General features: G+C 66.4%; 26 protein-coding genes. 5 read left to right on the top strand and 21 right to left on the bottom strand.

The genetic code is table 11. The features are described 5' to 3' along the window. Positions 1-4: 4 nt before the first annotated feature. From wrbA to NP825_RS14115, 3 genes are all read right to left on the bottom strand, one after another. The gene (gene wrbA / locus NP825_RS14125) at positions 5-607 is read right to left on the bottom strand and encodes an NAD(P)H:quinone oxidoreductase (RefSeq protein WP_257544612.1); all 603 of its coding nucleotides are present in this window, start codon (positions 605-607) and stop codon (positions 5-7) included. Positions 608-694: 87 nt separating this feature from the next. Then, positions 695-1,291: an FMN-dependent NADH-azoreductase gene (locus tag NP825_RS14120; protein WP_257544609.1), complete on the bottom strand. Its 597-nt coding sequence runs from the start codon at positions 1,289-1,291 to the stop codon at positions 695-697. Between the two features lie 82 nt (positions 1,292-1,373). After that, positions 1,374-2,069: a pirin family protein gene (locus tag NP825_RS14115; protein ID WP_257544607.1), complete on the bottom strand. Its 696-nt coding sequence runs from the start codon at positions 2,067-2,069 to the stop codon at positions 1,374-1,376. A 148-nt stretch (positions 2,070-2,217) separates the two neighbouring features. Here NP825_RS14115 and NP825_RS14110 point away from each other — a divergent pair, with 148 nt between their 5' ends. Further along, positions 2,218-3,153 (top strand): LysR family transcriptional regulator, encoded by a 936-nt coding sequence (locus tag NP825_RS14110; protein ID WP_257544605.1) that lies wholly within the window; start codon positions 2,218-2,220, stop codon positions 3,151-3,153. Between the two features lie 197 nt (positions 3,154-3,350). Continuing rightward, positions 3,351-4,058, top strand: coding sequence for a response regulator transcription factor CtrA (gene ctrA / locus NP825_RS14105; protein ID WP_257544603.1), 708 nt, complete (start codon positions 3,351-3,353; stop codon positions 4,056-4,058). Between the two features lie 135 nt (positions 4,059-4,193). Here the strand turns inward: ctrA and NP825_RS14100 are convergent, their stop codons facing one another. From NP825_RS14100 to NP825_RS14075, 6 genes are all read right to left on the bottom strand, one after another. Beyond that, positions 4,194-4,625, bottom strand: coding sequence for a PilZ domain-containing protein (locus NP825_RS14100; RefSeq protein ID WP_257544600.1), 432 nt, complete (start codon positions 4,623-4,625; stop codon positions 4,194-4,196). Positions 4,626-4,728: 103 nt separating this feature from the next. Next, on the bottom strand, positions 4,729-6,048 hold the full coding sequence (locus NP825_RS14095; protein WP_257544598.1) for a M28 family peptidase: 1,320 nt from the start codon (positions 6,046-6,048) through the stop codon (positions 4,729-4,731). Between the two features lie 71 nt (positions 6,049-6,119). Further along, entirely contained in the window at positions 6,120-6,644 is a 525-nt protein-coding gene (locus NP825_RS14090) for a hypothetical protein (RefSeq protein WP_257544596.1), read from the bottom strand. Between the two features lie 185 nt (positions 6,645-6,829). Beyond that, a complete protein-coding gene (locus NP825_RS14085; RefSeq protein ID WP_257544594.1) occupies positions 6,830-7,384 on the bottom strand; it encodes a hypothetical protein in 555 nt (184 codons plus the stop codon). Positions 7,385-7,563: 179 nt separating this feature from the next. Continuing rightward, a complete protein-coding gene (locus NP825_RS14080) occupies positions 7,564-8,412 on the bottom strand; it encodes a glycine zipper 2TM domain-containing protein (RefSeq protein WP_257544591.1) in 849 nt (282 codons plus the stop codon). A gap of 128 nt (positions 8,413-8,540) precedes the next feature. Next, positions 8,541-9,029, bottom strand: coding sequence for a GAF domain-containing protein (locus NP825_RS14075; protein WP_257544589.1), 489 nt, complete (start codon positions 9,027-9,029; stop codon positions 8,541-8,543). A 150-nt stretch (positions 9,030-9,179) separates the two neighbouring features. Here NP825_RS14075 and NP825_RS14070 point away from each other — a divergent pair, with 150 nt between their 5' ends. After that, positions 9,180-9,479, top strand: a complete 300-nt coding sequence (locus tag NP825_RS14070; RefSeq protein WP_257544587.1) for a DUF4282 domain-containing protein — start codon at positions 9,180-9,182, stop codon at positions 9,477-9,479. A 161-nt stretch (positions 9,480-9,640) separates the two neighbouring features. Here the strand turns inward: NP825_RS14070 and NP825_RS14065 are convergent, their stop codons facing one another. From NP825_RS14065 to NP825_RS14015, 11 genes are all read right to left on the bottom strand, one after another. Beyond that, positions 9,641-11,803, bottom strand: a complete 2,163-nt coding sequence (locus NP825_RS14065; protein ID WP_257544585.1) for a prolyl oligopeptidase family protein — start codon at positions 11,801-11,803, stop codon at positions 9,641-9,643. A gap of 96 nt (positions 11,804-11,899) precedes the next feature. Continuing rightward, positions 11,900-13,414, bottom strand: a complete 1,515-nt coding sequence (locus NP825_RS14060; protein ID WP_257544583.1) for a TIGR01777 family oxidoreductase — start codon at positions 13,412-13,414, stop codon at positions 11,900-11,902. After that, positions 13,411-14,118 carry a DUF4166 domain-containing protein gene (locus tag NP825_RS14055; protein ID WP_257544581.1) on the bottom strand — a complete coding sequence of 236 codons (708 nt, stop codon included), beginning with the start codon at positions 14,116-14,118 and terminating at the stop codon, positions 13,411-13,413. Before NP825_RS14055 ends, NP825_RS14060 begins: the two co-directional genes overlap by 4 nt. A gap of 10 nt (positions 14,119-14,128) precedes the next feature. Next, a complete protein-coding gene (locus NP825_RS14050; protein ID WP_257544579.1) occupies positions 14,129-14,704 on the bottom strand; it encodes a GbsR/MarR family transcriptional regulator in 576 nt (191 codons plus the stop codon). A 396-nt stretch (positions 14,705-15,100) separates the two neighbouring features. Then, on the bottom strand, positions 15,101-15,520 hold the full coding sequence (rplQ, locus tag NP825_RS14045) for a 50S ribosomal protein L17 (protein WP_257544577.1): 420 nt from the start codon (positions 15,518-15,520) through the stop codon (positions 15,101-15,103). A 116-nt stretch (positions 15,521-15,636) separates the two neighbouring features. Beyond that, the gene (locus tag NP825_RS14040; RefSeq protein WP_257544575.1) at positions 15,637-16,695 is read right to left on the bottom strand and encodes a DNA-directed RNA polymerase subunit alpha; all 1,059 of its coding nucleotides are present in this window, start codon (positions 16,693-16,695) and stop codon (positions 15,637-15,639) included. A 100-nt stretch (positions 16,696-16,795) separates the two neighbouring features. After that, positions 16,796-17,185, bottom strand: coding sequence for a 30S ribosomal protein S11 (gene rpsK, locus NP825_RS14035; RefSeq protein ID WP_003040416.1), 390 nt, complete (start codon positions 17,183-17,185; stop codon positions 16,796-16,798). Positions 17,186-17,263: 78 nt separating this feature from the next. Beyond that, positions 17,264-17,632, bottom strand: coding sequence for a 30S ribosomal protein S13 (rpsM, locus tag NP825_RS14030; RefSeq protein ID WP_184098428.1), 369 nt, complete (start codon positions 17,630-17,632; stop codon positions 17,264-17,266). Positions 17,633-17,961: 329 nt separating this feature from the next. Next, positions 17,962-18,747 carry a 3'(2'),5'-bisphosphate nucleotidase CysQ gene (locus tag NP825_RS14025; protein WP_257544544.1) on the bottom strand — a complete coding sequence of 262 codons (786 nt, stop codon included), beginning with the start codon at positions 18,745-18,747 and terminating at the stop codon, positions 17,962-17,964. A 10-nt stretch (positions 18,748-18,757) separates the two neighbouring features. Then, positions 18,758-20,101 carry a TldD/PmbA family protein gene (locus tag NP825_RS14020; RefSeq protein WP_257544542.1) on the bottom strand — a complete coding sequence of 448 codons (1,344 nt, stop codon included), beginning with the start codon at positions 20,099-20,101 and terminating at the stop codon, positions 18,758-18,760. A 100-nt stretch (positions 20,102-20,201) separates the two neighbouring features. Then, positions 20,202-20,600, bottom strand: coding sequence for a hypothetical protein (locus tag NP825_RS14015; RefSeq protein ID WP_257544540.1), 399 nt, complete (start codon positions 20,598-20,600; stop codon positions 20,202-20,204). 306 nt (positions 20,601-20,906) lie between these two features. Between NP825_RS14015 and NP825_RS14010 the strand changes: the two genes are divergently transcribed. Further along, positions 20,907-22,841 carry a prolyl oligopeptidase family serine peptidase gene (locus NP825_RS14010; RefSeq protein ID WP_257544538.1) on the top strand — a complete coding sequence of 645 codons (1,935 nt, stop codon included), beginning with the start codon at positions 20,907-20,909 and terminating at the stop codon, positions 22,839-22,841. Between the two features lie 71 nt (positions 22,842-22,912). After that, positions 22,913-24,175, top strand: a complete 1,263-nt coding sequence (locus NP825_RS14005; RefSeq protein WP_257544536.1) for a SulP family inorganic anion transporter — start codon at positions 22,913-22,915, stop codon at positions 24,173-24,175. Between the two features lie 157 nt (positions 24,176-24,332). Here the strand turns inward: NP825_RS14005 and NP825_RS14000 are convergent, their stop codons facing one another. Next, complete coding sequence (locus NP825_RS14000; protein WP_257544533.1) at positions 24,333-24,947, bottom strand: hypothetical protein; 615 nt, start codon at positions 24,945-24,947, stop codon at positions 24,333-24,335. Positions 24,948-25,050 lie beyond the last annotated feature (103 nt).

The following is a 25,050-nucleotide window of genomic DNA, read 5'->3' as shown; positions in this document are numbered from 1 at the left end:
CGGATCAGGCGATCAGCTTCGCCGCGGTCCGCGCGACGCGTTCGCCCAGATAGCGCGCGCCGCCGAGGTCGGCCTCGCTCGGCTGGCGCGATCCGTCGCCGCCCGCGATCGTCGTTGCGCCATAGGGCGCGCCGCCCTTCACTTCGTCGACGCCCATCTGGTCGGCATAGCCATAGTCGAGCCCCACGATCGTCAGCCCGAAGTGGAGGAGGTTGGTGAGGATCGAGAAGAGCGTCGTTTCCTGCCCGCCATGCTGCGATCCGGTCGAGGTGAAGGCGGCGCCAACCTTGCCGTTCAGCTTGCCCTGCGCCCAGACGCCGCCGGCGGTGTCCCAGAAGCTCGCCATCTGGCTCGCCATGCGACCGAAGCGCGTCGGGGTGCCGACGACGATCGCGTCGTAATTCGCAAGCTCGTTGGGGTCGCTCAGCAACGGGTGCGCGGTGTCGGTCTTGAAACCCGCCGCCTGCACCACGGCCGCCGGTGCGGTTTCGGCGACGCGGCGGATGTCGACTTCGGCGCCCGCGGCGCGCGCGCCCTCGGCGACCGCGTCGGCCATCTGCTCGATATGACCATAGCTCGAATAATAGAGCACCAGAACCTTTGCCATCATGTCGTCCTTTCGTTGATGAATGGAGAAGAAGGGGGTGGGCCGCCGCCGGGGGAGGGGGAAGGGCGGCGGCCCGGGGGAGAGCGATCAGGCCGCCTGCTGCAATCCGTCGATCGCCTGGGCGGCGCGGGCGATCGCCTCGCCGTCGCGCTGGTGGCCGTCGGCGGCGACGATCGTCACGTCGGTGATGCCGATGAAGCCGAGGATATGCTTCAGATAGCCGCTCGCGAAATCGACCTGGCTGCCGAGCGGAACGCCGCCCGAAGCGAAGACGATATAGGCGCGCTTGCCGGTGAGCAGCCCTTCGGGACCGGCATCGGTATAGCGGAAGGTGCGGCGCGCCCGCGTCACCTGATCGATCCAGGCCTTGAGCGCGGCGGGAATGGAGAAATTATAGATCGGCGCGGTGATGACGATCGTGTCGGCGGCCTCGATCTCGGCGATCAGCTCTTCCGAGGCGGCGAGCAGCGCCTTTTGTTCGTCGCTGCGCTCGGCCTCGTCGGTGAAATTGGCGCCGACCCAAGTCTCGTTCAGGAAGGCGGGCGGCGCGACATTGAGGTCGCGGCGGGTGACGGTGGCGCCATAGCTTTGTTCGACCAGACGGCGTTCGAGCTGATCGGCAAGCGCGCGAGTGGTCGACCCGGCGTTGCGGGCGCTGGCGTCGATGCGAAGAATGTGGCTCATGTCGGGTTCCTTGGATGCGGAGGAAGAAGGGGTGGGCCGCCGCCGGGGAGGGAGGGGGACGGCGGCGGCCCGGGGGAGAGGCTCAGAGGCTGTCGACCAGCACCAGTTCGGCGTCGTCGAGCGCCTCGACCTCGATCTTTCCGACATCGCGAAGCGCGATGCCGTCGCGGGGATCGGCGTCAGTACCATTGACGCAGATGCGGCCCTTGGCGGCGACCAGATAGGCGTGACGCCCGTCTTCGAGGTCGTAGGACACGCGCTCGCCGGCATTGACCGTTGCCGCCGCCACGCGGGCATTGGCACGGATCGGCAGCGCTTCATCGCCCTCGATTCCGCTCGCCAGCGTCACGAACTGTCCCGAACGGTCGGCCTTCGGAAACTGGCGCGCGCCCCAGCCGGGATTGCCGCCGTTCCGGTCGGGCATGATCCAGATCTGGAACAGCGTCGTTTCCTCATCCTCGAGGTTGAACTCGCTGTGCGTCACGCCGGTGCCGGCGCTCATCACCTGGACGTCGCCCGCCGCGGTGCGGCCGGTGTTGCCCATGGAGTCGCGATGGGTGATCGCGCCGCTGCGAACATAGGTGATGATTTCCATGTCGCGGTGCGGATGCGGAGGAAAACCCGCCTGCGCCGCGATGGCGTCGTCGTTCCAGACGCGCAGCGCGCCCCAGCCCATACGGCTCTCGTCATAATAGTTGGCGAACGAAAAATGATGACGGGCGTCGAGCCAGCCATGGTCGGCGTGCCCCAGCGTGTCGAATTTGCGAATGTCGATCATCGGGCTTGTCCTTTCTCTTGGCGTCCCGGAGCTGCGTGCCCGGCGGCGCTCATCTGTTGAGGACAAGATAGGCGCTTGGATCGTTTCTAAAATAGCGTAGATGGAAAACCATTGTTTCCATAATGACGATGTTGGATAGGGGAAATATATGGCGCTTCCCGATTATGAAGGCTGGGCCTGTTTCGTCGCGGTCGCCGACGGCGGCAGCTTCACCGCCGCCGCAGCCGCGCTCGGCCTGTCGAAAGCAAGCGTGTCGAAAGCGGTGACGCGGCTCGAGGCGTCACTGGGCATCACCTTGCTCCACCGCAGTTCGCGCGTCGTGACGCTGTCGACCGCGGGAACGGGACTGATCGACGAGGCGCGCGCGATGGTCGCGGCGGCGACGGCGGCGACCGAAGCGGCGCGCGGCGACCGGCTCGACCTCGCGGGGCCGATCCGCCTCGCGGCGCCGATGAGTTTCGGTATCAAAGTGCTCGGCCCGCCGCTCGCCGCTTTCCTCGACCGGCATCCGGCGGTCGAGATCGAGGTGTTGCTCAGCGACGCGCGCAACGATCCGGTCGCCGAGGGGATCGACCTGACCTTGCGGATTTCGCCGCTTGCGGACTCAAGCCTGCTCGCGCGCACGATCGCACCGGTCGCGGCCTCGGTGATCGCGAGCCCCGCCTATCTCGAAAAACATGGGGTGCCGAAGCACCCGCTCGACCTCGCTGGGCACCGGCTGATCGGTTACGGCCACCGCCAGCGCGCGACGCCGCTCCATTTTCACCGCAAGGGCGAGGAGGCGACGGTGCTGCCGACCGGGCCGTTGTTCGCGAACAACGGCGACATCGCGGTGCCGCTGGTCGTCGCGGGCGGCGGGATCGCGGTGCTGCCCGACTTCATCGCGGCCGAGGAACTGGCGTCGGGGGCCGTGGTGCCGATCCTCACCGACTGGTCGCTGCCGCAGGCGCATCTCCATCTGCTGTCGCCGCCGTCGCGCTTGCGGCCGGCGCGCGTGCGCGCGCTTTCGGACTATCTCGTCGAGACGCTGAAGCCGTCCTGCACCGGCGCGCACGAGCGATTTCTGGCGCAGCGCGAGGGATGAAGGAGCCGGAGCGGCGGTATGGCACCCATCGCGACTCGTGGATTTCCGCGGGTTAAATCAAAATTAACCTTTTCCCTTCATTGGTTTCATGGTTAATGTTCCGGCAGTCCTGCAACAGGGGCGCGTCGGCGACATCCAGCGAGGGTTGCGCGGACGGGTCGCGGGATCATCGTGGGAACAGAATCAAGGGGTGCCCAATGCGCGTACTGCTGATCGAGGACGAGCCGACGACCGCCAAGGCGATCGACACGATGCTCACCACCGAAGGCTTCAACGTCTATACGACCGATCTGGGCGAGGAAGGCCTCGATCTGGGCAAGCTCTATGATTACGACATCATTCTGCTCGACCTGAACCTGCCCGACATGCACGGTTATGACGTGCTCAAGAAGCTCCGCACCGCCAAGGTGCAGACGCCGGTGCTGATCCTGTCGGGCATTTCGGAAATGGATTCGAAGGTGCGCTCGTTCGGCTTCGGCGCCGACGATTATGTCACCAAGCCCTTTCACCGCGACGAGCTGGTCGCCCGCATCCACGCGGTCGTCCGCCGCTCGAAGGGCCACAGCCAGAGCGTCATCAAGACCGGCAAGCTGGCGGTCAACCTCGATACCAAGACAGTCGAGGTCGACAGCGTCCGCGTCCATCTGACCGGCAAGGAATATCAGATGCTGGAGCTGCTTTCGCTCCGCAAGGGCACGACGCTGACCAAGGAAATGTTCCTGAATCACCTTTATGGCGGCATGGACGAGCCCGAACTCAAGATCATCGACGTCTTCATCTGCAAGCTGCGCAAGAAGCTCGCGCTCGCCTGCGGCGGCGAAAATTATATCGAGACGGTCTGGGGCCGCGGCTATGTGCTGCGCGACATCGACGACGACGGCAACGAAGTGCGCCGGGTCGCCTGACGCACCAGTCATAGCTCCGACGCGAGTTATACCCGAGAGCCGGCGCGGAGCGATCCGCGCCGGTTTTTCGTTTGGCGGGATGACGGGGAGAGTTAGCCAACGTCCGCTCGCCACTCCACGGCGGTCGTCGACGTCCTATCGCTTCCGCCCATAATGTCCGGGCAGCCGGCTCACCTGCGTCAGTCCTGGCCGCCAGGTATCGAGCTTGGGCGCGGGGACGATCTGGAAATCGGCGGTGCTGTCGGAGGTGCGCAGTTCGTCGCCGTGCGCCGCGCGCAGGCTGGCGGTTTCGATCGGCCGGTCGGTTTCGATGCCGAAGCGCTTGCCGGCAACCCAGCGGACCGTGCCCGCCATCGCTTCATGGCCCGACAGCAGCACCGTCATGCGCTCGCCGATCTGCAGGACATGCGGACCCTGGCCGCCGAGCCCGGTTTCGGAGACGTTGCGGATCGTGACGTCGAAGGCGCCGAGCCGCTTGCAGCTGAGCGTCGCCTTTACCAGCCGCGATTGGCGCGGCTGGCGCTTTTCGGTCGGAGTGGGTGAGGCGGTGGCCTCGGGACTCGGCATGGTGCGACCCATCATCTCCGGCTACCCCCACGCGAGCCGGTTCTTTTGGTCCCTGCCGCGTCCTAGCGCAGGAAGGTAAATTTTCGTATAGCGTGTTTGATCATTATGGGACGAGCGGAAGCCCGCCGAAGGTCACGATGCTTTCGCTGCCGTCCTCCGAAAGCGCGGAAACCCCAAAGAAATTATCGTCGACGACGACTCCGGGCAGATTGAGCTCGGTTCCCGACGTCGCCGGAACGAGCCGGGAATCGGACCAGTCGCGGCGATCGGCGCGGCGCCAGTAGACGCGATAGGCGGCGGCGCCGTCGACCGGCGTCCAGCGCACCATCGTGTTCGCGCTGAGCGCACCGTCGATCCCGACCTGCGCCGGCGCGGGCGGGGCGTCGGCCAGCTCGGTGACGAGCGCGGCGTTGAGCGCGGTGACGCGGGCAAGGTAGGGAAAGTCCATCGCGTCGACCGTATCGCCGTGGGTGCGGCCGTTCTCGGTCCGCAGATCCTGATGCTGCCGGTCGTAATTCTCGATCCCGACGGTGAAGCGGATAGCCGGATAGCCGAGTTCGAGCGACGGCATATGATCACCGCCGCGGCGGAAACGGTCGGGGCGCCGCACCGCGAGCACCTCGAGTCCGATCGCGGGATGGTGCTCGGCGGCGCGCACCGCCGCCTTGGCGAGCGCGCGCGACGGGCCGTCGTCCTCGCCGCCGATGCCGCGCCGCGCGAGTTGCGCCGCCAGATCCTCCGACGCGCGGATGCCTTCGCTGAACACGCGGACGCGGTCGTCGACGACCGTGCCGTCGGTGCCGCGGGTGTTGCCGACGATGTCGTTGTTGAGCATCGCGGCAACCTGCCACCCCTTTTCCCTGGCATGGCGCGCGAGCAGCTTGCCGCCCCACAGGCCCTGCTCCTCGCCCGACAGCAGCGCATAGACGATCGTCGCACGATGCTTGTGCTGGGACAGCAGGCGCGCGGCCTCCAGCACCAGCGCAGTGCCCGACCCGTCGTCGTTGGCGCCGGGCGCATCGGCGGTGATGTTCATGACGTCGGTCACCCGGCTGTCGATATGGCCGGCGATCATGATGACGCGGTCGGGGTCGCTGCCCTTTTGAATCGCCAGCACATCCTCGACGATGACGCCGTCGGGCGCGCGCGGCCCCTCGAAGCGGTCGCTGATCCGCTCGACAGTGAGGCAGCCGCCGCACGCCTTCGACAGCCGCGTGAATTCGGCGGCGCCCCAATTGCGCGCCGCGCCGATGCCGCGCCTGGGATCGGTCGTGGAAGATAGCGTATGGCGGGTGCCGAAGGAGACGAGCTTTTCGACCAGCGCCTTTAGCCGCGCCGGGTCGGCGGCCGGGGTTTCGTCGCTGGCGGCGACGACGGCCGGGGTGGCGAGAAGCAGCGCGGCTGCGAGTGCGTATCGAAGCATGCCGCTTCATGCGGCGTTGCGCGCGCAAAGAAAAGCCCCCTCCTTTTCACGAGGAGGGGGCTTTCGTCTCCCTACCGCAGGCCAGAATAATCGATATCGACGACGCGGCCATAGCGGATGTCGCAGCTGAACTTGCCCTTGTCGTAAGAACCGCCGCGGCCCCAGCGGCCGCCATAGCCGTCGCGGACGACGACGCGGCCCTTGACCTTGTAGCCGTCGCGCTTGCGGTCGATGCTCGTCACCTGGGTGACGTCGGTGCGGCCGTAGCGGCTGGTGCCGCGCTCGACCGCGCGCACGCACTGACTGACCGCGCTGCGGCTGTTGCCATAGCGGTTATAGTCATAGCCATAGCCGTAGCGCGGATCGTCGTAGCGGCCGCGATAGCGATCGTCATAGCGATCGTAACGGTCATTATCGGACGCCGACAGGATTGCGGCGAGACCGCCGAGCACGACGGCGCCCGCGATGATCTCGCCCGCGCCGATCCCGTCGCGATCATAGCGGTCGCGCGCCGCGGCGGGCGCGGCGCTGACCAGCATCGCGCCGGCGGTGGCCGCACCAATCGCGGCCTTGGTGAAGGAAGTTTTCATAGCCATGGTTCGGTCTCCAATGAGCGCAGGCGGCACCCGTGCAGCCTGTTGGAGCCCTTGTAGCGAGTCGGCGGTGACACGGCCCTGAACCTTTCGCTTATCTGCGGTTCAGCCTTGGTTTTGCCGGGGTTCATAAAGGAAAAGGACCCCCCGCCGACGCGAAGGGCCCTTTTTGCGATACAGGCCGTTCGTCAGCCGAAACTGACGTCGACGACCCGCCCGTTCTTGTAGCTGCATCCAAAGTTCTTCACCTCGCCGCCGAGCCGCGAGGCGGTGCCGGTCACATACCAGCCGCCATTGTTCGGCTCGGTGCCCGTGATGCTGTCGACGCGCGCGTCGTTGCCCATCTCGCCCTCGACCGCCCAACTGCATGCGTCGGAAGCGCGCGCTTCGGCCTCGCCGTCGCCATAGGGGCGAACCTCGGTGGTGCCGCTGCCATAGGCGCCGCCGTCGTCATTGCCCTGCGGTTCGTAGTTCGGCGCATCCTGGCGCGGCTCGCGATAGGGCGGCTCATAGGGATAGTCGCGGTCGCGGGGCTGGGTCTTGTCCTTGCTCGCGGCGCCGATCACGGCAGCGATGGTGCCGAGGACCAGCAGGCCGCCGATCACTTCGCCGGTGCTGACATGATCGCGGTCGCGATAGCCCCAGCCACCGTGACCATAGCGGCCGCGTGCTTCGGCGGGAACCGCGGCCACCGAAGTCAGGACGATCGCCGTCGCGGTGGCGAAGCTGGTGAACTTACGCATCGAGGGACACTCCCACGTGCGGGGTCAGGACGATCCGGCCCGCAATCAGGTCGCTCTAGGCGCCTCATGCTTTCGCGGCGCTGAACCGGTTTCGGCGCAAGACGAAGCGAAAGGCCCGCCATCCCGAGGGACGACGGGCCTTCCGGGACCAGATGAGTCGACCAGACCTGTCCGGGCAATCAGCAGGCGCAGCGCGGCTTGGGCCGCGGCTTCCACTTGCGCTTGGCGACCGTGCGTTTGCGCACCGGCACGGTCTCATAATAGGTGCGGGTGCTGGTCTCGACCCGCTCGGTCACGACCGGCGCGCCGGGGATGATCGTCGTGACGACGACGCCCGGAGTGTAATAACCATAGCTGCCATAGCCATAGCTCTGGGCATAACCGCCCTGATAAGGGCCGCCGGGGTAATAGCCGCCCGGATAGCCGCCGTGATGGTGACGGCCGCGGCCCGCCCACCATTCGTCGCATTTCTTCTTGTCGGCTTCGCTCCCGACCGCGGCACCGGCCAGCGCGCCGAGCCCGCCGCCGATCAGCGTTCCCGCAGTGCGGTCGCCGCGCCCGGCGACGCGGTTGCCGACGACGCCCCCCACGACACCGCCGACGACCGCCCCGGTCACCGTGCCGCCCCGGCCGCAGCGCCTTGCCATCTCCGCATCCTGCGGATCGTAACCGCCCGCATAGGGGCCGTCATAATAGGGATCATATTCGGGCGGCGGCGGATAGCCCGCGCCCGGGCGGCCCTCGACCGTCCCTTCATAGCTGCCGTCGTAGCGGCGGCCATCGGGCGCTTCATAGGTACCGTTCCACGTGCCGGTCCAGCGACCCTCGGCATCATAGGTGCCGCTCACCTGGCGATAGTCGACCTCGCTCGGGACGCGATCGGGATAGCCGGTATAAACGCGCGCGTCGGGCGCCGTCGGGCTGCCGTAGTCGAGCCTGGTATCGTTGGCGGCGGGTTCGGCGCTGTTCGCGTGGCCTGCAAGCAGCAGCGTTCCCGCCGCGATGCCCAGAAGCAAAATCGTCCGCATGCCAAACTCCCTGCTACCCTGGCCGTCGATCCGCAACGGCGGCGACAAGCGATTGGTTAACAGCCTGTTAGCAAATCGAGCCGATTTTCGCGAATCCGTTAACCCTGAGTTTGGCGTCCCAATTTGGGTCAGGGAGCGAGCGCGGGCGCAATCCGTGCGACGAGCGCCTCGGCCCCCGCCTGATCCTCGGCGGTGAAACGCGATGGGTGCGGACTGTCGAGGTCGAGCACGCCGATCAGCCGGCCCTCGACGACGATCGGCACGACGAGTTCGCTGCGGCTGTCGGCGTCGCAGGCGATATGGCCGGGAAAGGCGAAGACATCCTCGACGCGCTGGGTTTCGCGAAGCCGCGCCGCGGCGCCGCAAACGCCCTTGTCGAGCGCGATGCGGATGCATGCGGCCTTGCCCTGAAAGGGGCCGAGGACGAGTTCGGTGCCGTCGAAGCGATAGAAGCCCGCCCAGTTGAGATCGGGGATCGCCTGCCAGATCAGCGCCGCGACATTCGCCATGTTCGCGATGCCGTCGGGCTCGCCGGCGACGAGAGCGGCGGCGGCGTCGGCGGCCTCGGCCCAGAGTGCGGCAGGATCGGTGGCGGTGAACGACAGGGCATAGGACATGGCGCTGCCTATGTCGGGGTGCGAGGGACGTTTTGCAACGACATTCGGCGATGTCGCCTCGGGCTTCCTATTCGGCGGAAAACGTGCAAGCTTGGGTTGGGGCATCGGGGCAGGGGCCGCGATGCTGGTGTCGGAGTAGGGGAGAAGATAATGAACGGTTTTGAAATCGGTGATCTTTTCAAGTTCGACAAGATGGTCGCACCGACGGTGCTGAAGATCGTCTATTGGCTGGGGCTGATCGGTATCGCGCTGGCCTGCCTCATGTCGATTATCGGCGCCATCTCGATGATGTCCTATTCGGCGGCCACCGGTCTCGGCACGCTGATTCTGTCGATCATCGCGCTCGCGTTCGGTGCGCTGGTCTGGCGCATCGTCATCGAGATTTACATGGTGATCTTCAGCATCAACGACCGGCTGGGCGAGATCCGCGACCGCCTGCCTCCCAAATAAGCGAGCTTGACGGCGGCGTCATTCCCGCGAGTGGAAAATAGCCGTGTGCTCCCGCGAAGGCGGGAGCCCATCTCCTGCCGGTGCAAGATGGAACCGGCAGGAGATGGGTCCCCGCCTTCGCGGGGACACAGGCTTTTCCGATCGAAGACTCTCCAGCGGCCCTATTCGACCGCCAATCCGGTCCATTTCGCGGCAAAGGCGTATTTGTCGGCCGCTTCGGCAATGATCTTGTCGGTCGGCTTGCCCGATCCGTGGCCGGCGCGCGTCTCGATGCGGATCAGGTGCGGTTTGGGACCGATGTCCGCGTGCTGCAACGCGGCGGTATATTTGAAGCTGTGACCCGGCACGACGCGGTCGTCGGTGTCGGCGGTGGTGACGAGGATCGCCGGATAGGCCGTGCCGCCCCTGATATTGTGATAGGGCGAATAGGCCAGGAGGTTGCGGAAATCGGCTTCCTTCGACGGATAGCCATAATCGTCGACCCAGTAGCGCCCCGCGGTGAAGCGGTCGAAGCGCAGCATGTCCATCACGCCGACGGCGGGCAGCGCCGCGGCGAACAGGTCGGGGCGCTGGTTGGTGACCGCACCGATCAGCAGGCCGCCGTTCGACCCGCCCTCGATCGCGAGCTGGCCTTTGCCGGTGATCCCTTCGCCGATCAGATATTCGCCCGCGGCGATGAAATCGTCGAAGACATTCTGCTTCTTGTCGAGGCGGCCGGCGTCGTGCCACGCCTTGCCATATTCGCCGCCGCCGCGCAGATTCGCGACGACATAGACTCCGCCCGCGTCCATCCACGCGAGCTTGGTGGGGGAGAAACCGGGGGTCATCGACACATTGAAGCCGCCATAACCATAGAGCAGGGTCGGCGAGCCTTTCGAGCGATCGAGGCCCTTTTTCATGACGACGAACATCGGCACCTCGGTGCCGTCTTTCGACTTGTAGAAGCGCTGCTCGACCGAGAATTGCTTGGGGTCGAAAGTCAGCTTGGGTGCGGCGAACACCTCGCTTTTCCCGGTGACGGTATCGAGGCGATAGATCGTCGTCGGGGTCGCGAAGCTCGAAAAGGCATAGAAGGTTTCGGGGTCCTTCGGATTGCCGCCAAAGCCCGCCGCCGACCCGATATCGGCGAGGTGGATGGCCGAGATCGGCTGGCCGTCGAGCCCGACCATCTCGGCCTCCGACTTCGCATCGCCGAGATAGGACAGGATGATGCGATCGCCGACGCGCGAGGCGCCGACCAACGTCGCCTCATTCTGCGCAACCAGTTCGGTGAGTTCGCCGGGTTTGCGGATATCGAGCGACACGAGCCGCTGACGCGGTGCGTCCTTGTTGGTCAGGAAGGTGAAGCGCGTGCCTTCGTTGGCGACATATTCCCAATTGTTCGCATAATCGTCGACGAGCGCGATCGGCTTGCCCGCACCCTTCTTGCCGATCGGATACAGGGTCAGCGCATAGCGTTCGTCGGTGCCCTCGGACCCGGTGACGAGCAGATATTTGCCGTCGTCGGTCACTTGCGCGCTGTTGTTGAGCTTCGGCTTGTCGGGGGTCGCGTGGATCAGCGTGTCGGCGCTCTGCGCGGTGCCGAGGCGGTGGAAATAGACCGCGTGATTTTCGTTGAGCGACTGAAAAGCCTCGCCTTCCTTCGGTTCGGGGAAGCGCGAATAGTAAAAGCCGCTGCCGTCCTTCGCCCAGGCGAGCCCCGAGAATTTCACCCAGCGGATCTCGTCGCCGGTATCCTCGCCGGTCGCGACGTCCTTGACGCGGACGATGCGCCAGTCGGTGCCGCCGTCCTGCACCGAATAGAGCAGGTGCGTGCCGTCCTCCGACGGCTCCCATTCGGCGAGCGCGGTGGCGCCGTCCTTCGCCCAGCCGTTGGGATCGATCAGCACCCGGCCCTCGCCCTTCAGCCCGTCGCGGACGAACAGCACCGATTGCGGCTGCAACCCGTCGTTGCGGCTGTAGAAATAGCGCGATCCCGCCTTGCGCGGCAGGCCGAAGCGCTCGTAATTATAGAGCTCGGTCATCCTCTCCTTGAAGCTCTCGCGCCCCGGCAGCGTTGCCAGATAGGCATCGGTGACCTTGTTTTCGGCCGCGACCCACGCGGCGACCTTGGGGTTGACGCGGACATCGTCTTCCAGCCAGCGATAGGGGTCGGCCACATCGACGCCGAACTGCGGATCGACCGTGTCGCCGCGCGCGGTCGCGGGATAGGCGAACGCGGGTGCGGGTGCGGCGGCGGATGAGGTATCGGCTGCGTGGGCGGCTCCGGGGGCGGTCATCAGCAGGGCCAGCGCCAGCGGCGCGCGAAAAGGGGTACGGGGCATGGCAAGGCGATCCTCATCGTCAGAGTAATATTCGTGCGCCGCACTGTAAGGATGGAAAAGGACGGGGCAAGTGCGATCTCGTCCCGGGGCCTGACCCTAGGCGGCGATAGGCAAGGCAGCCGCCGCTTCACCCGCAACCGCCGTCTTTCGCCCGTCATGTTCGACCGGCGGGCTGTTGCCGACGATCCGGTCGAACGCGGCGTCGATCGTGGGGTAGGCAAAGACGAACCCGCTTTCGAGCGCGGCGTGCGGCAGCACATATTGCCCGCTCAGCAGCAATTCCTCGGCAAAGTCGCCAAGCGCCAGCCGAAGCGGCGCTGCCGGGACCGGCACGATCGCCGGCCGTCTCAGCGCGCGCGCGAGCGCCGCGGTGAAGGCGGCGTTGCTGACGGGTGCCGGGGCGGTCGCGTTGACCGGGCCGGCCAGGCTGGGCGTGGCGATCGCGTGGATGATCAGACGCACCATGTCATCGCGGTGTATCCAGCTCATCCCCTGCCGCCCATGGCCGAAACGACCGCCGAGTCCGAATTCGAAGGGGGTCAGCATCCGCGCGAGCATCCCGCCTTCGGCCGCCAGTACCAGCCCGGTACGCAGCGTGACGAGACGGATGCCGGATGGTAACCCGCGCTGCGCGGCCGCTTCCCATGCGGCACAAAGCCGCTGTGAAAAACAAGGGGTGCCGCCATCGGCTTCCGTGAGCGGCGACGCATCGCGCAGGCCATAGATGCCGATCGCCGATCCCGACACGATGACCTCGGGCTTGTGATCGAGCCGCGCGGTAAGCCGCATGACCGCCCGGGTGACGGCGAGACGAGATCGGAGGATGCGCCGCCGCTTGCGCAGGGTCCAGGGCGAATCGGATATCGGCTCGCCTGCCAGGTTGACGATCGCGTCGATCCGGCAGCGCGCGTCGATGACGTCGAGGCTGGCGACGGGGCGCACCGCCGGGGGCAGCGCGGCCTTGGCCGGGTCGCGCGTCAACACCATCACCTCGTGTCCGCCCGCCGCGAGCGCCGCGACCAGACGGCGACCGATAAAGCCGGTGCCGCCGGTTACCAGAATGCTGTGCCGGTCGAGCAGCGCCGACGCCAGGCTGGCCGGATCGGTCTCGATCAGGCGGCGTGCGCGCGCTGCGGCGGCGAGGTCGCGCATTCCGAACAGGATGACACCGGCCGCGGCGGCAAGGCAGGCCCAGCTCAGCCAGCCATGGTCGGCGCGCGGCAGCGCACTCGCCTCGCCGGCCCATCCGAGGAGTTGGGGCACCAGCATCGCGAGGATGACGCCATAGTTGAGCGTCAGCAAAGTGTGCGTGACGCGTTCGGTTGCCGGGAGCAGGCGCGAGCGATCCTCCTCGACGAAGTCCCACAGGGTGATGACCAGCTCGACAAGGAACAAGCCGATAAGTGCGGCTGCCCAGTTCCCCCGCGGCTCGAACCAGCCGAGGGTGATGAACAGCACCGCGTAGAGCAGGTTGCGAACACCGTGGAGGATCAGCTCGGTCCGCTGCGATGCGCGCCAGGCCAGACGCTCGGTCCCTTCATGGTGATAGAGGGTGTCAAAGGCGCCCATTGCCATTTGCACCATCACTGCGGTCCACAACCAGCCCGTCATGATAGGTCTCCTTCGCCGGGGGCCGGGTCGCGAAACCGCCCGACCTGGTGCATGATCTCGCCGAACCAGCGGTGGTGCAGCGTCAGCGTGAAGAGGAATTCGCCGCTCCCGATATCGATGTGGTCGATGGTCAGCGCGCCGGGGCACAGCCAGGCAGGCAGGCGCCATCGGTGCCCCCCGAACTGCCAGAAATAGTCGGCTGAGTGAAAGGTCAGGCCATCGGGTCGCGCCGCGATGTTCAGGGTCATGCCAACGCCTCCGCCGACATGCTCTTCCAGTCCCGTTTCGCCGGCGAAGCGCTTGGCGCTGTGGATCACCTGGGGGAAGCCGTGGCGCCGGGCATAATGGCGCGTCCAGCATTGACCCCCGCGATGATCCTCGCCGACGGTGACCACCGCCGCGACGCCGACATCGCCCGACAGCGGCAGCGGAGCGCCGATGACGCGGCACAATTGCGCGAAGACCCATCCCGCGGGCGTGCGTTCGGAGGCGATGATCTCGCCGCGATAGATGGCGAGGCGAAGGCCGGTCAGCCGCTTGGAAAAGCGCCGCCGTACCGTTTCGGGTAGCGCCGCCCAGTCGTCGGCGGGAAGCAGGCGGCGAAAGCGATAATCATAGAGGGGCGCGCCATCGTCAGGATCGCGTTCGTGCCGAGCGAAGGAAAGGCCGCCTTCCAGGCTCTTTTGCTGCCGCAATTCTCCCACGATCCGTCTCCTATTTTGCCGCTTTGCCCTTGCCGGGCCGCCAGTTGATCAGCTTCGTCACCCCGGCACCGAGCTTGATCAGCCGCATCAGCGCGGGTTTGGGCACCTGCAGCATCTCATCGTGCCAGCGGCTCATCACCGTCACGAAATCGAGCATTTCGCCAAGCCGGGCTTTCGCGTCGGCACTGAGGTCGGGGTCGGTCGCGGCGCGGGCGACGCAGGCTTTCAGTGCGGCCTCGGCCGGGTCGACCTCGCGCGCCTTGCGACCCGCCGCGATGCGGGTGACCATTTCCCATATGTCCTTTTCGGCGGTGAAATGGTCGCGCCGGTCGCCGAGCAACGGCACGCGCTCGATCAGCCGCCAGCCAAGCAGTTCCTTGATCGAATTGGAGACGTTCGAGCGCGCGAGCCCGAGCAGCTCGGCGATCTCCTCGGCGTGCAGCGCGCGGTCGCTGACGAAGAGCAGCGCGTGGATCTGCGCCACCGACCGGTTGACGCCCCATTGGCTGCCAAGATTGCCCCAGTGGAGAATGAACTCGGTAGCAGCCGGGGACAGCTTTGCCGTATGTTCGATAATTTCTGTCATAACAGAAATATCTGATGAAAGGGATGTAATGTCAAGCGGCGGCTTTTTTCGGGAATGGCCGGTCTCGACCGATTGCGGACCTATCTTTCATCGTCATGCCGGACTTGATCCGGGATCCATTCTCGCAGCGCCGGTTGATGGATCCCGGATCAAGTCCGGGATGACGAGAGCCTGAAAGTCGCGCGCAGCATCTCTTATCTTCGTCATTCCCGCGAAAGCGGGAACCCAGAGCGTGCGTCGGCTGACCCCACTCCGGGTTCCCGCTTTCGCGGGAATGACGAAAGTTGGGAAGGGGTTGCTCCCCACCCCAATGCAGCCTCGCCTTCGACCCAAAAGAAAAGGGCGGCCATCCTTTCGGACGCCGCCCTTGATCCTGTGTCGCTGGAAATCCGCGTCTTACGCGTCTTCCAGTTCCTCGTCGGTCAGCACCGGGCCCGAATCCTGGCCCTTGGCATCGACGTCGCGGTCGACGAATTCGATGATCGCGATCGGCGCCGCGTCCGAGGCGCGGATGCCGGCCTTGATGATGCGGGTGTAACCGCCGTTGCGGTCCTTGTAGCGCTCGGCGAGGACGTCGAACAGCTTCACGAGCTGGGTGTCGTCCATCAGGCGGCTCATCGCCAGACGGCGATTGGCCAGACCGCCGCGCTTCGCGAGCGTGACCAGCTTTTCGATATAGGGACGCAGTTCCTTCGCCTTGGCGACGGTCGTCGTGATCTGCTCATGCTTGATGAGCGAGGCCGACATGTTGCGGAACAGGGCCGTGCGATGTGCGCTCGTGCGCTGAAGCTTCCGGCCACCCGATTTATGACGCATGATATAGTCCTTCGTTCGTTAAGAGCCCGTGTGAGGTAGCCCAGACCAGGTTGCTTGCGGGGCAACCCATTCCCGTTGCAGCTGGACCCCGGCGTTCGCCGGGGCACAGTCTGGAATTACCCAAGCAGTTCCTGCTCGAGCTTCTTTGCCATTTCCTCGATATTTTCCGGCGGCCAGCCGGGGATATCCATGCCGAGGCGCAGACCCATCGACGACAGCACTTCCTTGATTTCGTTCAGGGACTTGCGGCCGAAGTTCGGGGTGCGAAGCATTTCGGCTTCGGTCTTCTGGACCAGATCGCCGATGTAGATGATGTTGTCGTTCTTGAGGCAGTTTGCGCTGCGAACCGACAGTTCCAGCTCGTCGACCTTTTTGAGAAGGAAGCGGTTGAGTTGGTTGACGTCGGACTCGTCGGCGGTGGTCGACGGCGCCGCCATGCCGATCATGCCGCTGTCGTTCATCGCTTCTTCGAAGTGGACGAAGACCTGAAGCTGGTCCTGGAGGATGCGCGCGGCGTAAGCGACGGCGTCTTCCGGGGTCACCGTGCCGTCGGTTTCGACGGTCAGGCTCAGCTTGTCGAAGTCGAGTTCCTGGCCGATGCGCGCATTGTCGACCTTGTAGGCGACCTGGCGGACGGGCGAGAAGAGCGAGTCTACCGGGATCAGGCCGATCGGCGCGTCGGCCGGGCGATTGGCGGTCGCGGGGACGTAGCCCTTGCCGGTGTCGGCGACGAGTTCCATGTTCAGCGTCGCGCCGTCGTCGAGGTGGCAGATGACATGGTTCGGGTTCATCACCTTGATGTCGCCCGACACCATGATGTCGCCGGCCTTGACGGTCGCGGGACCAGTGGCCGAAAGCTGCAGCCGCTTCGGGCCTTCGCCTTCCATCTTGAGCGCGATCTGCTTGACGTTGAGGACGATGTCGGTGACATCCTCGCGCACGCCGGCCAGGCTCGAGAATTCGTGCAGGACGTTCTCGATCTTGATCGATGTGATGGCCGCACCCTGGAGCGACGAGAGCAGAACGCGGCGCAGCGCGTTGCCGAGCGTCAGGCCGAAACCGCGCTCAAGCGGTTCGGCGACGAAGGTCGCCTTGCGCTTGCCGTCGCCGCCGGCCTTGATTTCCAGGTTGCTGGGCTTCTTCAATTCCTGCCAGTTCCGGATATTGACAGTCATGGACTTCCCTTTGCTTTGGGCGGGACGGGCAGGGGTCGGCTACCCATCCAGCGAGAGATTTGGTGCGGGCGAGCCCCGGCGGGGCGCGCCCGAAAAGGCGTCAGACGCGGCGGCGCTTGGCCGGGCGGACACCATTGTGCGGGATCGGCGTCACGTCGCGGATCGACGTGATGTGGAAACCGACCGCCTGCAAGGCGCGGAGCGCCGATTCACGACCGGCGCCGGGGCCCTTGACCTCGACTTCGAGGGTGCGGACGCCGTGCTCGGCGGCCTTCTTGCCCGCATCTTCGGCGCAGACCTGCGCCGCATAGGGAGTCGACTTGCGGCTGCCCTTGAAGCCCATCATGCCGGCGCTCGACCAGGCAATTGCATTGCCCTGCGCGTCGGTGATGGTGATCATCGTGTTGTTGAAGGTCGCGTTGACGTGGGCCACACCCGACGAGATATTCTTGCGTTCGCGCCGACGAAGGCGCTGCGGTTCACGAGCCATGTTGAAATCCTGTCCTAAATCCTGAAGCGGGCCGGGGCGCAGCCGTCGAAGGGCGGCCACCGGCGCGGAAAAACCGGCTTACTTCTTCTTGCCGGCGATCGGCTTCGCCTTGCCCTTGCGGGTGCGCGCATTGGTGTGCGTGCGCTGGCCGCGGACGGGAAGGCCCTTGCGATGACGCAGGCCGCGATAGCAGGCGAGGTCCATCAGGCGCTTGATGTTCATCGCCGTGTTGCGGCGAAGGTCACCCTCGACCGTGTGGTCGGCGTCGAGCGTTTCGCGGATCTGGAGGATTTCGGCGTCCGAAAGATCCTGGATGCGACGGCTGTGGTCGATGCCCAGCTTGTCGGCGATGTCGACGGCGGTCTTGCGGCCGATGCCGTGGATATAGGTGAGCGCGATGATAACGCGCTTGTTGGTGGGCAGGTTGACGCCCGCGATACGTGCCATGCTGTTCTTTCTCCTGCTCCACAGGACTCGCTGGCAGACGAGTCCTATCTCAAAGCGTCTGATTTCCAACGCAAAAAACGGACCACGAATACGCTAGCCGCGTTTCGCCGTCCGGTCAGGCTGTCGGAATGCATGCGCAACTAAGGTGAGTCGGGCCGAAAGTCAAGCAATGTGCCCGGCTTTGCGGTGGGCCGAAGGGCGATGGCCTGCCTTAAAGCTACAAAGGATACGGACGGAACGCTCGAAACTGTATCCTTTGTCGCCTTAAGCCCTCTTTGGCGCGGCGATAATCGATACTGGCATCGACCGACAAAGTAGGAAAGCGCCGATTACGAAGTCAACGCTACCGCGCGTTCGTGCAGCCGCCCCACGACGGCGCGGTGGATCCCGGGGGCGCAGGCGATGACGCCGAAGGCCTGCGCGCGCGGGGTGTTGAAGACCAGCGGCTCGCCGAAAGCGTCGGTGACGACCGCGCCCGCTTCGGTCGCGATCAGTGCCGCGGCGGCGACGTCCCATTCGAACCCCCAGCGCAGCGTCGCGACCAGGTCGGCGCGGTCGTCGGCGACGAGCGCCATGCGCAACGCGATGCTGTTCGGCTTGGTGACCATGATCAGGTCGCGGTCGATCTTGGGCAGGCTGTCGGCGGGGACGCGCGATCCGTCGAAGATCATCCGGCGGCTCGCGCGCAGCGCCTCGCCGTTGAGCGTCGCGCCATGCCCCTTTTGTGCGACCCACAATTCGTCCAGCGCGGGGGCATAGAGGACGCCGAGTTCGGGCGTGCCGTCGACGACGAGCGCGACCGACACGCACCAGCCGGGGCGGCCGCGGATGAAATCGCGCGTGCCGTCGATCGGATCGACGCACCACATCGCGCGGCACGCCAGGCGGTCTTCATTGTCGGCGGTCTCTTCGGACAGCCAGCCGGCGCGCGGCTCGATCGCGCCGAGCACCGCCTTCAGCCGCGCATCGACCGCCAGGTCGACGTCGCTGACCGGATTGTCGTGCGACTTGTTCCAGACGCTGACCGCCTTGCCCTCGCCGCGCCAGCGCGCCATCGCCATGTCGCCGACCTCGCGGGTCGCGGCGATCACGGCTTCGAGGTTATGGCCGGGCATGGCGGAAGGCCTAGGCGCTCGCGACGGTCATGCCGTCGATACGGAGGGTCGGCGCATTGACCGCGTGGCGAAATTCGAGGTCGTTGGCGGGGATGAGCGCGGCGAACATATCGACCAGATTGCTCGCCACCGTAAATTCGGCAATCGGGCCCGCGATCCGACCGTCGCGGATGACGAAGCCCGACGCGCCGCGACTATAGTCGCCGGTGACGGGATTGACGCCCTGGCCGATCAGCTCGGTCAGATAGACGCCTTCCTTGATGTCGGCCATCAGCTCCTCCGGGCTCAGCGCCCCCGCCGCGAGGTGAAGGTTGCTGGCGGTCACGCCCGCCGCGCCGCCGCCGCGGCTGGCATGGCCGGTGGGCTGGAGGCCGAGCTGTTTCGCCGACGCCGTGTCGAGCAGCCAGCCGGTGATCTTGCCCCCGGTCACGATGTCGCGCGGTGCGGTCGGCAGGCCCTCGCCATCGAAGGCGCGGCTCCGCAGGCCGCGCGGCCGGTGCGGATCGTCGCGGATGACGATGGCGCTGTCGAAAAGCGGCTGGTCTTCCTTGCCGAGCAGGAAGCTGGTGCCGCGCGCGACCGCAGGCCCGGCAATCGCGGAGAGAAGATGGCCGACGATGCCGCCGCTGACGCGCGGATCAAGCAGCACCGGCACCTTGCCGACCGGCGCCTTGCCGGGATTCAGTCGCGCCACGGCGCGGATGCCCGCGCGCGTGCCGATCGCTTCGACACTTTCGAGATCGGACAGGTGGTGCGCGCTGTGCCAGCCATAGTCGCGCTGCATCGCCGCGCCTTCGCCCGCGATGACGCTCGCCGACAGGCTGTGTCCGCTCGACCCATAGCCGCCGGCGAAGCCGTGGCTGGTCGCGAGCGCGAAGCGGGTGCGGCTGTGGCTGGCGCTGCCGCCTTCGCTGTTGGTGACGCCTGCAACCGCGCGCGCCGCTTCCTCGACCGCGAGGGCGGCTTCGCGCAGCGCCTGCGGATCGGCTTCGCTGCCGTCGTCGAGATCGAAATCGGGCACTGGCCCCTTGAACAGCCGGTCCTCGGGTGCGAGGCCGGCATAGGGATCTTCCGGCGCCTCACGCGCCATGGCGACGCAGCGCTCGACCAGTTTGGCGAGCTCGCCGGCATCCATGTCGGCGGTCGACACGCTGGCGCTGCGCTGGCCGACGAAGACACGGAGCGAAATGTCCTGTCCTTCGGACCGCTCGACATCCTCGAGCGCGCCGAGGCGCATCGAGACCGAGGTGGCGGCGTTGCAGTAATAGAGCGCGTCGGCGGCGTCGGCGCCGGCTTTCGTCGCGGCGTCGCAGAGCATCTGCGCGCGATCCAGGGCTTCGGAAACGGTCAGCATGTCCGCGCCCTATACGGCGCGCGGGCCAGCGTCAAAATCTATGTCGGATTCGATACCTCCGTCATCCCGGCCTTCGCCGGGATGGCGAGATGGGAAAGGATCAGCGCGCGATCGCGGCGATGGCGTCGGTAGCGGCCATCGCGCCGCTGACCCACAGAAAGGGCAAAGTCAGCGCGGCGGCCCACAGGCGGCGGACGTCGCGGCGGAAACGCGCGTGGAGGCCCCAGCTCGCCAGCGCCTGGCGGCTGAGATGATACCAATGGCGTTCGGTCATCCGCGCGATCGGGACGGCGAGCGCGAGGAGCATGACGAGCGCCACCGCGATCAGCGCCGACGGCGCTCCGGCGGCGACTGCGCTCGTCACGAGCCATATCTGCAAGGCGGCAAAGGCGATGAGGGCGGCGGCGGCGTGGACGGTCATGCGGCGACCCAGGCTGCGTGCCGGCGGTACGCTTGCAGTCGATCGGCGCCAGAGGCGCGGTCCGAACGTCGATGCCATGTTTTCAGCCCCTCCGGCTGGCGATTCCCAGAAACGCCACGTTTTGCCCCAAAAATTCCCAAGTCAAGACACTCTGCCAGCGATTCGTTAATTTTTGCATTCGCTTCGTCGCGGATTCGCCACGAATCCGGGTTGGGATGCCTCAATCGCTGCCATATCGGCGCTATTCGCCGTATTTTGTGACCATTTCGCGATGAACGGCCCTGGCCGGTCGATGGTGAAGCGGTTTCCGCCCGCAACCTTTGCATCAGATAGCCGAGCGGGTATCGCTTGCCGCTCGTCTTCGGCAGCAGGGGAAAATCATCGATGCGTTATCTGGCCGCTCTCGCCGCCCTGACCCTACCGCTCGCGTCCGCGGCCGCCGCCGACGGCGAAGCGGCGGTCGAACCGCGGCCTGCGGCGCTCGTCGCCGACGGCGTGCCCGCGGTGCCCGCCGAGCTGACCGCCGCGACGCGCCCCTATATGGAATATCGCGGCGCCGCCTTCGTCGGCTGGAATCCCGCCGACAAATCGATGCTGATCGCGACGCGCTTCGGCAACACGACGCAGCTTCACCGTGTCGCCCGCCCGCTGGCCGCGCGCGAGCAATTGACCTTCGAAGCGGAACCGGTCGCACATGGCGGCTGGTCGCCCGCCAATGGCGACGTGATGCTGGTCCAGAAGGACGTCGGCGGCAGCGAATTCTATCAGATCTATGCGATGAACGACGGGCGCCTTCGCCTGCTCACCGACGGCAAGAGCCGCAATTCGCTCGATGCGTGGAGCAAGGACGGCAGCCTCGTCGCTTTCACCTCGACGCGGCGTAACGGCCGCGACAACGATATTTACGTCATGAACCCGCGCGATCCCGCGTCGATGCGGATGGCGGCGCAGGTCGACAGCAACGGCTGGTCGGTCGCGGGCTTCGCGCCCGACAAGAGCTGGGCGCTGGTCGTGCGATCGGCCTCGATCGAAAAGACCGACCTGTTCCGCCTCGACCTCGCAAGCGGCAAGATGACGCCGATCGGCGATCACAAGAAGAAGATCGCTTTCGAGGGCGCGTCCTTCGCGCCCGACGGCACGATCTGGGCCACGAGCGATGCCGGCAGCGACGTGCTGCGCCTCGGCACCCTCGACCCGAAGACCGGCGCCTTCACGCCGCGCGGCCCGGCCGAAAAATGGGACGTCGAGGCGTTCGACATCTCGCCCGACGGGCGCTTCATCGCCTATGCGATCAACGAGGCGGGGGTGAGCCGGTTGCGCGTGCTCGATGTCGCGAGCGGCGCCGCGCGGACGGTCGATGGGCTGCCCGCGGGCGTGATCGGCCATCTCGAGATTGCGCCGTGGGGCGCGATCGGCCTCGGCTTCACCTCGGCGCGTAGCGCCGCCGACGCCTATAGCGTCGATCCCGAAACGCTCGCCGTGACGCGCTGGACGCAAAGCGAGACCGGCGGGCTCGACGCCGCGCGCAACATCGAGCCCGAACTGGTCACGATCAAGAGCTTCGACGGTCTGGAGATGTCGGGTTTCCTCTATCGCCCCGATCCCGCGAAATTCCCCGGCAAGCGCCCGCTGATCATGCACGTCCACGGCGGGCCGGAAAGCCAGTGGCGCCCCGAGTATCTGGGCAGCACCAACTATATCGTGGGCGAGTTGGGGGTCGCCTATTTCTACCCCAACGTCCGCGGCTCGACCGGCTATGGCAAGCGCTTCGTCGGCCTCGACAACGGGCCGTTCAAGCGCGAGGACAGCGTCAAGGACATGGGCGTGTTCCTCGACGCGCTGGCGAAGGATCCCGGGCTCGACGCGGCACGCTTCGGGCTGACCGGGCGCAGCTATGGCGGCTATATGTGCTATGCCGCCGCGACGCATTTCGCCGACAAGCTGCGCGCGAACCTGTGCGTCGTCGCCATCTCGAACTTCGTGACCTTCCTCGAGAATACGCAGGAATATCGCCGCGACCTGCGCCGCGTCGAATATGGCGACGAGCGCGACGCCGCGCAGCGGGCGAAGCTGATGGAAATCTCGCCGCTCACCCGCGTCGCCGACATCAAGAAGCCGCTGTTTGTCGTCACCGGCGCCAACGACCCGCGCGTCCCGGCATCGGAGGCCGAGCAGGTCGTGGCCGCCGTGCGGGGGAACGGCGGCACCGCCTGGCATCTGGTCGCGACCAACGAGGGGCATCAGTGGGGCAAGAAGGAGAATGTCGATTACACCTTCTGGACCTCTCTGCTTTTCTGGAAGCAATATCTGCTGAACTGACGCACGCGACTTGACCGCAGTGCGGGCCGAGGCCTAGCGGCTTTTGGCAGGTTCTTGCCCAAGGAGATGCGATGCGCCGGCCCAAGCTGCTGGATACGATGCGCGATTACAGCTGGCCGCTGTTCCGCGCCGATGCGTTGGCCGGGGTCAGCGTCGCGCTCGTCGCGCTACCCCTCTGCATCGCGATCGCCATTGCGTCGGGCAGCACGCCCTTCGTCGGGCTCGTCACCGCGATCATCGGCGGCTTCATCATCTCGGCGACGAGCGGCAGCCGGGTGCAGATCGGCGGGCCGACCGGCGCCTTCATCGTCGTCGTCTATGGCGTCATCCAGAATCACGGGATGGACGGGCTGATCGTCGCGACGATCATGGCGGGGATCATCCTGACGATCGCCGGCTTCTTCCGCGCCGGCCGGCTGATCGCGCTGGTGCCCGAGCCGGTGATCGACGGCTTCACCATCGGCATCGCGACGATCATCGCCGCCAGCCAGCTCCAAGACGCGCTCGGCCTGTCGGCGGGCAAGGTTCCCGCCGACATGATCCCGAAGATCGAGGCGCTATGGGCAGCGCGCGCGACACTCAGCCCGGCGGCGCTGGGCGTCACCGCCGCGACCGTCGCCGCGATCCTGCTGCTGCGGCGCTGGCGTCCGCGCTGGCCGGTGCTGGTGATCGCGGTCGGCCTTGCTTCGCTGGCGGTCGCCGCCTTTCACCTGCCGGTCGATACGGTGGGGTCGCGCTTCGGCGCGCTGCCGTCGGGGCTTCCAGCGCCCCACTGGCCGCAGGTGACGGCGGATCGTCTGATCGAACTGCTGCCCTCGGCCTTCACCATCGCCTTTCTCGCGGGGGTCGAATCCTTGCTGTCGGCGATCGTCGCCGACCGCATGTTCGGCGGCCATCACCGCCCGAGCGCCGAACTGCTCGCGCAGGGCTATGCGAATATCGTCTCGCCTTTGTTCGGCGGGCTTCCCGTCACCGGCGCGATCGCGCGGACTGCGACCAACGTCCGCGCCGGCGGGCGCACACCTGTCGCGGGGATGGTACACGCGCTGGTGATCCTTGCGGTGCTGCTCGTCGCGGGAAAGCTTGCCGGCGCGCTGGCGTTGCCGGCGCTCGCGGCGGTGCTGCTCGTCACCGCGCTGAACATGGCCGAGCCGGAGAAGTGGCGCGAGCATCTCGCGCTGCCGCGCGACGAACTGCTATTGCTCGTGCTGACGCTGGTGCTGACGGTGTTCGCCGACCTGACGATCGCGATCGGGGTCGGGGTGGCGCTCGGCCTGCTGCTGCGCTGGTGGAAGGGACGCGGCCCGACGCCATGGACGCCGCGCGAGGGGTGAGCGGCCGGGTTTCCTGACCGTCCGCCTCCTTGAAGGAATCGTCATCCCGGCGAAGGCCGGGATCTCGCCGATGCGTCAGGCCGAGACGGTGAGATCCCGGCCTTCGCCGGGATGACGAGATAAGGAAGGCGATATTTCAGCCTAAGCCGATCACGTTCTAATTCTTCGGCGGCACCGGCAGGTCGCCTGCGTCGGGTTCGGCTTCCGATGATGCGGGGGCGGGCCCTTGGCCGCTGGCCTGGCGTTCGAGCTCCTCGGCCGCCTTCTGCCGTTCGGCGAGCGCTTTCTCCTCGGCGACCACCGCAGCTTCGACCTCGTCCGCCGCGGCGTCGATGCCCGCAATCCGCTTGGCGCGTTCGTCGGCGATCATCGCCTGCCAGTCGGTCTTGTCGGCTGCCTGGCGCTCGGCCTTGGCGCCCGCGAGGAGCGCCTGCGTGCAGCCGGTGAAGCCGCCGAGTCCGACCGGCGAGCAGCTGTCGGTGCCGAAGCGGCCGACGCGCTCCATCGAGGTCACGCGGTTGAGCCACGCCTGATTGCGCGGGTCGAGCGGATCGCCACCGCGGAAGATCTGCGGCACGCGATACCGATCCTGTTCGGGCAGGCGGTTGCAGACGACGATCTCGTCGGGGCTCGACTGCTCGCACTTGTCGTCGCCATAGATGATCACCTGATTGATCTTGTCGGCGTTCACCGTGTTGGTTTCCTGCGCGGCGGCAGGGAAAGCGGCGAGGCTGCTGGCGAGGAACAGCGCGGCGAACGGCAGGCGGGTCATCACTTTTTCCTTCATTGCGTTTCGGCCGGAATGGCACGCGCTCTCTGCATAGTCCATGAACATCCCGTCATCCTTCGCACCCGGCGATGACGGGGGAGATTAT

Source organism: Sphingopyxis sp. DBS4 (genome assembly GCF_024628865.1).
In the GTDB taxonomy this organism is placed as follows: domain Bacteria; phylum Pseudomonadota; class Alphaproteobacteria; order Sphingomonadales; family Sphingomonadaceae; genus Sphingopyxis.
The sequence above is the reverse complement of the archived record's forward strand: the minus strand, read 5'-3'. Positions and strand labels throughout refer to the sequence as shown.

Bases quoted from the DNA above. Each gene is read 5' to 3' on its own strand.
- ctrA (WP_257544603.1), top strand. From the start codon at position 3,351: ATGCGCGTACTGCTGATCGAGGACGAGCCGACGACCGCCAAGGCGATC.
- NP825_RS14120 (WP_257544609.1), bottom strand. From the start codon at position 1,291: ATGAGCCACATTCTTCGCATCGACGCCAGCGCCCGCAACGCCGGGTCG.
- rpsM (WP_184098428.1), bottom strand. From the start codon at position 17,632: ATGGCACGTATCGCGGGCGTCAACCTGCCCACCAACAAGCGCGTTATC.
- NP825_RS14065 (WP_257544585.1), bottom strand. From the start codon at position 11,803: ATGCCCCGTACCCCTTTTCGCGCGCCGCTGGCGCTGGCCCTGCTGATG.
- NP825_RS14090 (WP_257544596.1), bottom strand. From the start codon at position 6,644: ATGGCTATGAAAACTTCCTTCACCAAGGCCGCGATTGGTGCGGCCACC.
- NP825_RS14040 (WP_257544575.1), bottom strand. From the start codon at position 16,695: ATGACTGTCAATATCCGGAACTGGCAGGAATTGAAGAAGCCCAGCAAC.
- NP825_RS14060 (WP_257544583.1), bottom strand. From the start codon at position 13,414: ATGACGGGCTGGTTGTGGACCGCAGTGATGGTGCAAATGGCAATGGGC.
- NP825_RS14050 (WP_257544579.1), bottom strand. From the start codon at position 14,704: ATGACAGAAATTATCGAACATACGGCAAAGCTGTCCCCGGCTGCTACC.
- NP825_RS14080 (WP_257544591.1), bottom strand. From the start codon at position 8,412: ATGCGGACGATTTTGCTTCTGGGCATCGCGGCGGGAACGCTGCTGCTT.
- NP825_RS14000 (WP_257544533.1), bottom strand. From the start codon at position 24,947: ATGACCCGCCTGCCGTTCGCCGCGCTGTTCCTCGCCAGCAGCCTCGCC.
- NP825_RS14070 (WP_257544587.1), top strand. From the start codon at position 9,180: ATGAACGGTTTTGAAATCGGTGATCTTTTCAAGTTCGACAAGATGGTC.
- rplQ (WP_257544577.1), bottom strand. From the start codon at position 15,520: ATGCGTCATAAATCGGGTGGCCGGAAGCTTCAGCGCACGAGCGCACAT.
- NP825_RS14015 (WP_257544540.1), bottom strand. From the start codon at position 20,600: ATGGCATCGACGTTCGGACCGCGCCTCTGGCGCCGATCGACTGCAAGC.
- NP825_RS14100 (WP_257544600.1), bottom strand. From the start codon at position 4,625: ATGCCGAGTCCCGAGGCCACCGCCTCACCCACTCCGACCGAAAAGCGC.
- NP825_RS14095 (WP_257544598.1), bottom strand. From the start codon at position 6,048: ATGCTTCGATACGCACTCGCAGCCGCGCTGCTTCTCGCCACCCCGGCC.
- NP825_RS14020 (WP_257544542.1), bottom strand. From the start codon at position 20,101: ATGCTGACCGTTTCCGAAGCCCTGGATCGCGCGCAGATGCTCTGCGAC.
- wrbA (WP_257544612.1), bottom strand. From the start codon at position 607: ATGGCAAAGGTTCTGGTGCTCTATTATTCGAGCTATGGTCATATCGAG.
- NP825_RS14075 (WP_257544589.1), bottom strand. From the start codon at position 9,029: ATGTCCTATGCCCTGTCGTTCACCGCCACCGATCCTGCCGCACTCTGG.
- NP825_RS14115 (WP_257544607.1), bottom strand. From the start codon at position 2,069: ATGATCGACATTCGCAAATTCGACACGCTGGGGCACGCCGACCATGGC.
- NP825_RS14025 (WP_257544544.1), bottom strand. From the start codon at position 18,747: ATGCCCGGCCATAACCTCGAAGCCGTGATCGCCGCGACCCGCGAGGTC.
- NP825_RS14005 (WP_257544536.1), top strand. From the start codon at position 22,913: ATGCGCCGGCCCAAGCTGCTGGATACGATGCGCGATTACAGCTGGCCG.
- NP825_RS14010 (WP_257544538.1), top strand. From the start codon at position 20,907: ATGCGTTATCTGGCCGCTCTCGCCGCCCTGACCCTACCGCTCGCGTCC.
- NP825_RS14085 (WP_257544594.1), bottom strand. From the start codon at position 7,384: ATGCGTAAGTTCACCAGCTTCGCCACCGCGACGGCGATCGTCCTGACT.
- NP825_RS14110 (WP_257544605.1), top strand. From the start codon at position 2,218: ATGGCGCTTCCCGATTATGAAGGCTGGGCCTGTTTCGTCGCGGTCGCC.
- rpsK (WP_003040416.1), bottom strand. From the start codon at position 17,185: ATGGCTCGTGAACCGCAGCGCCTTCGTCGGCGCGAACGCAAGAATATC.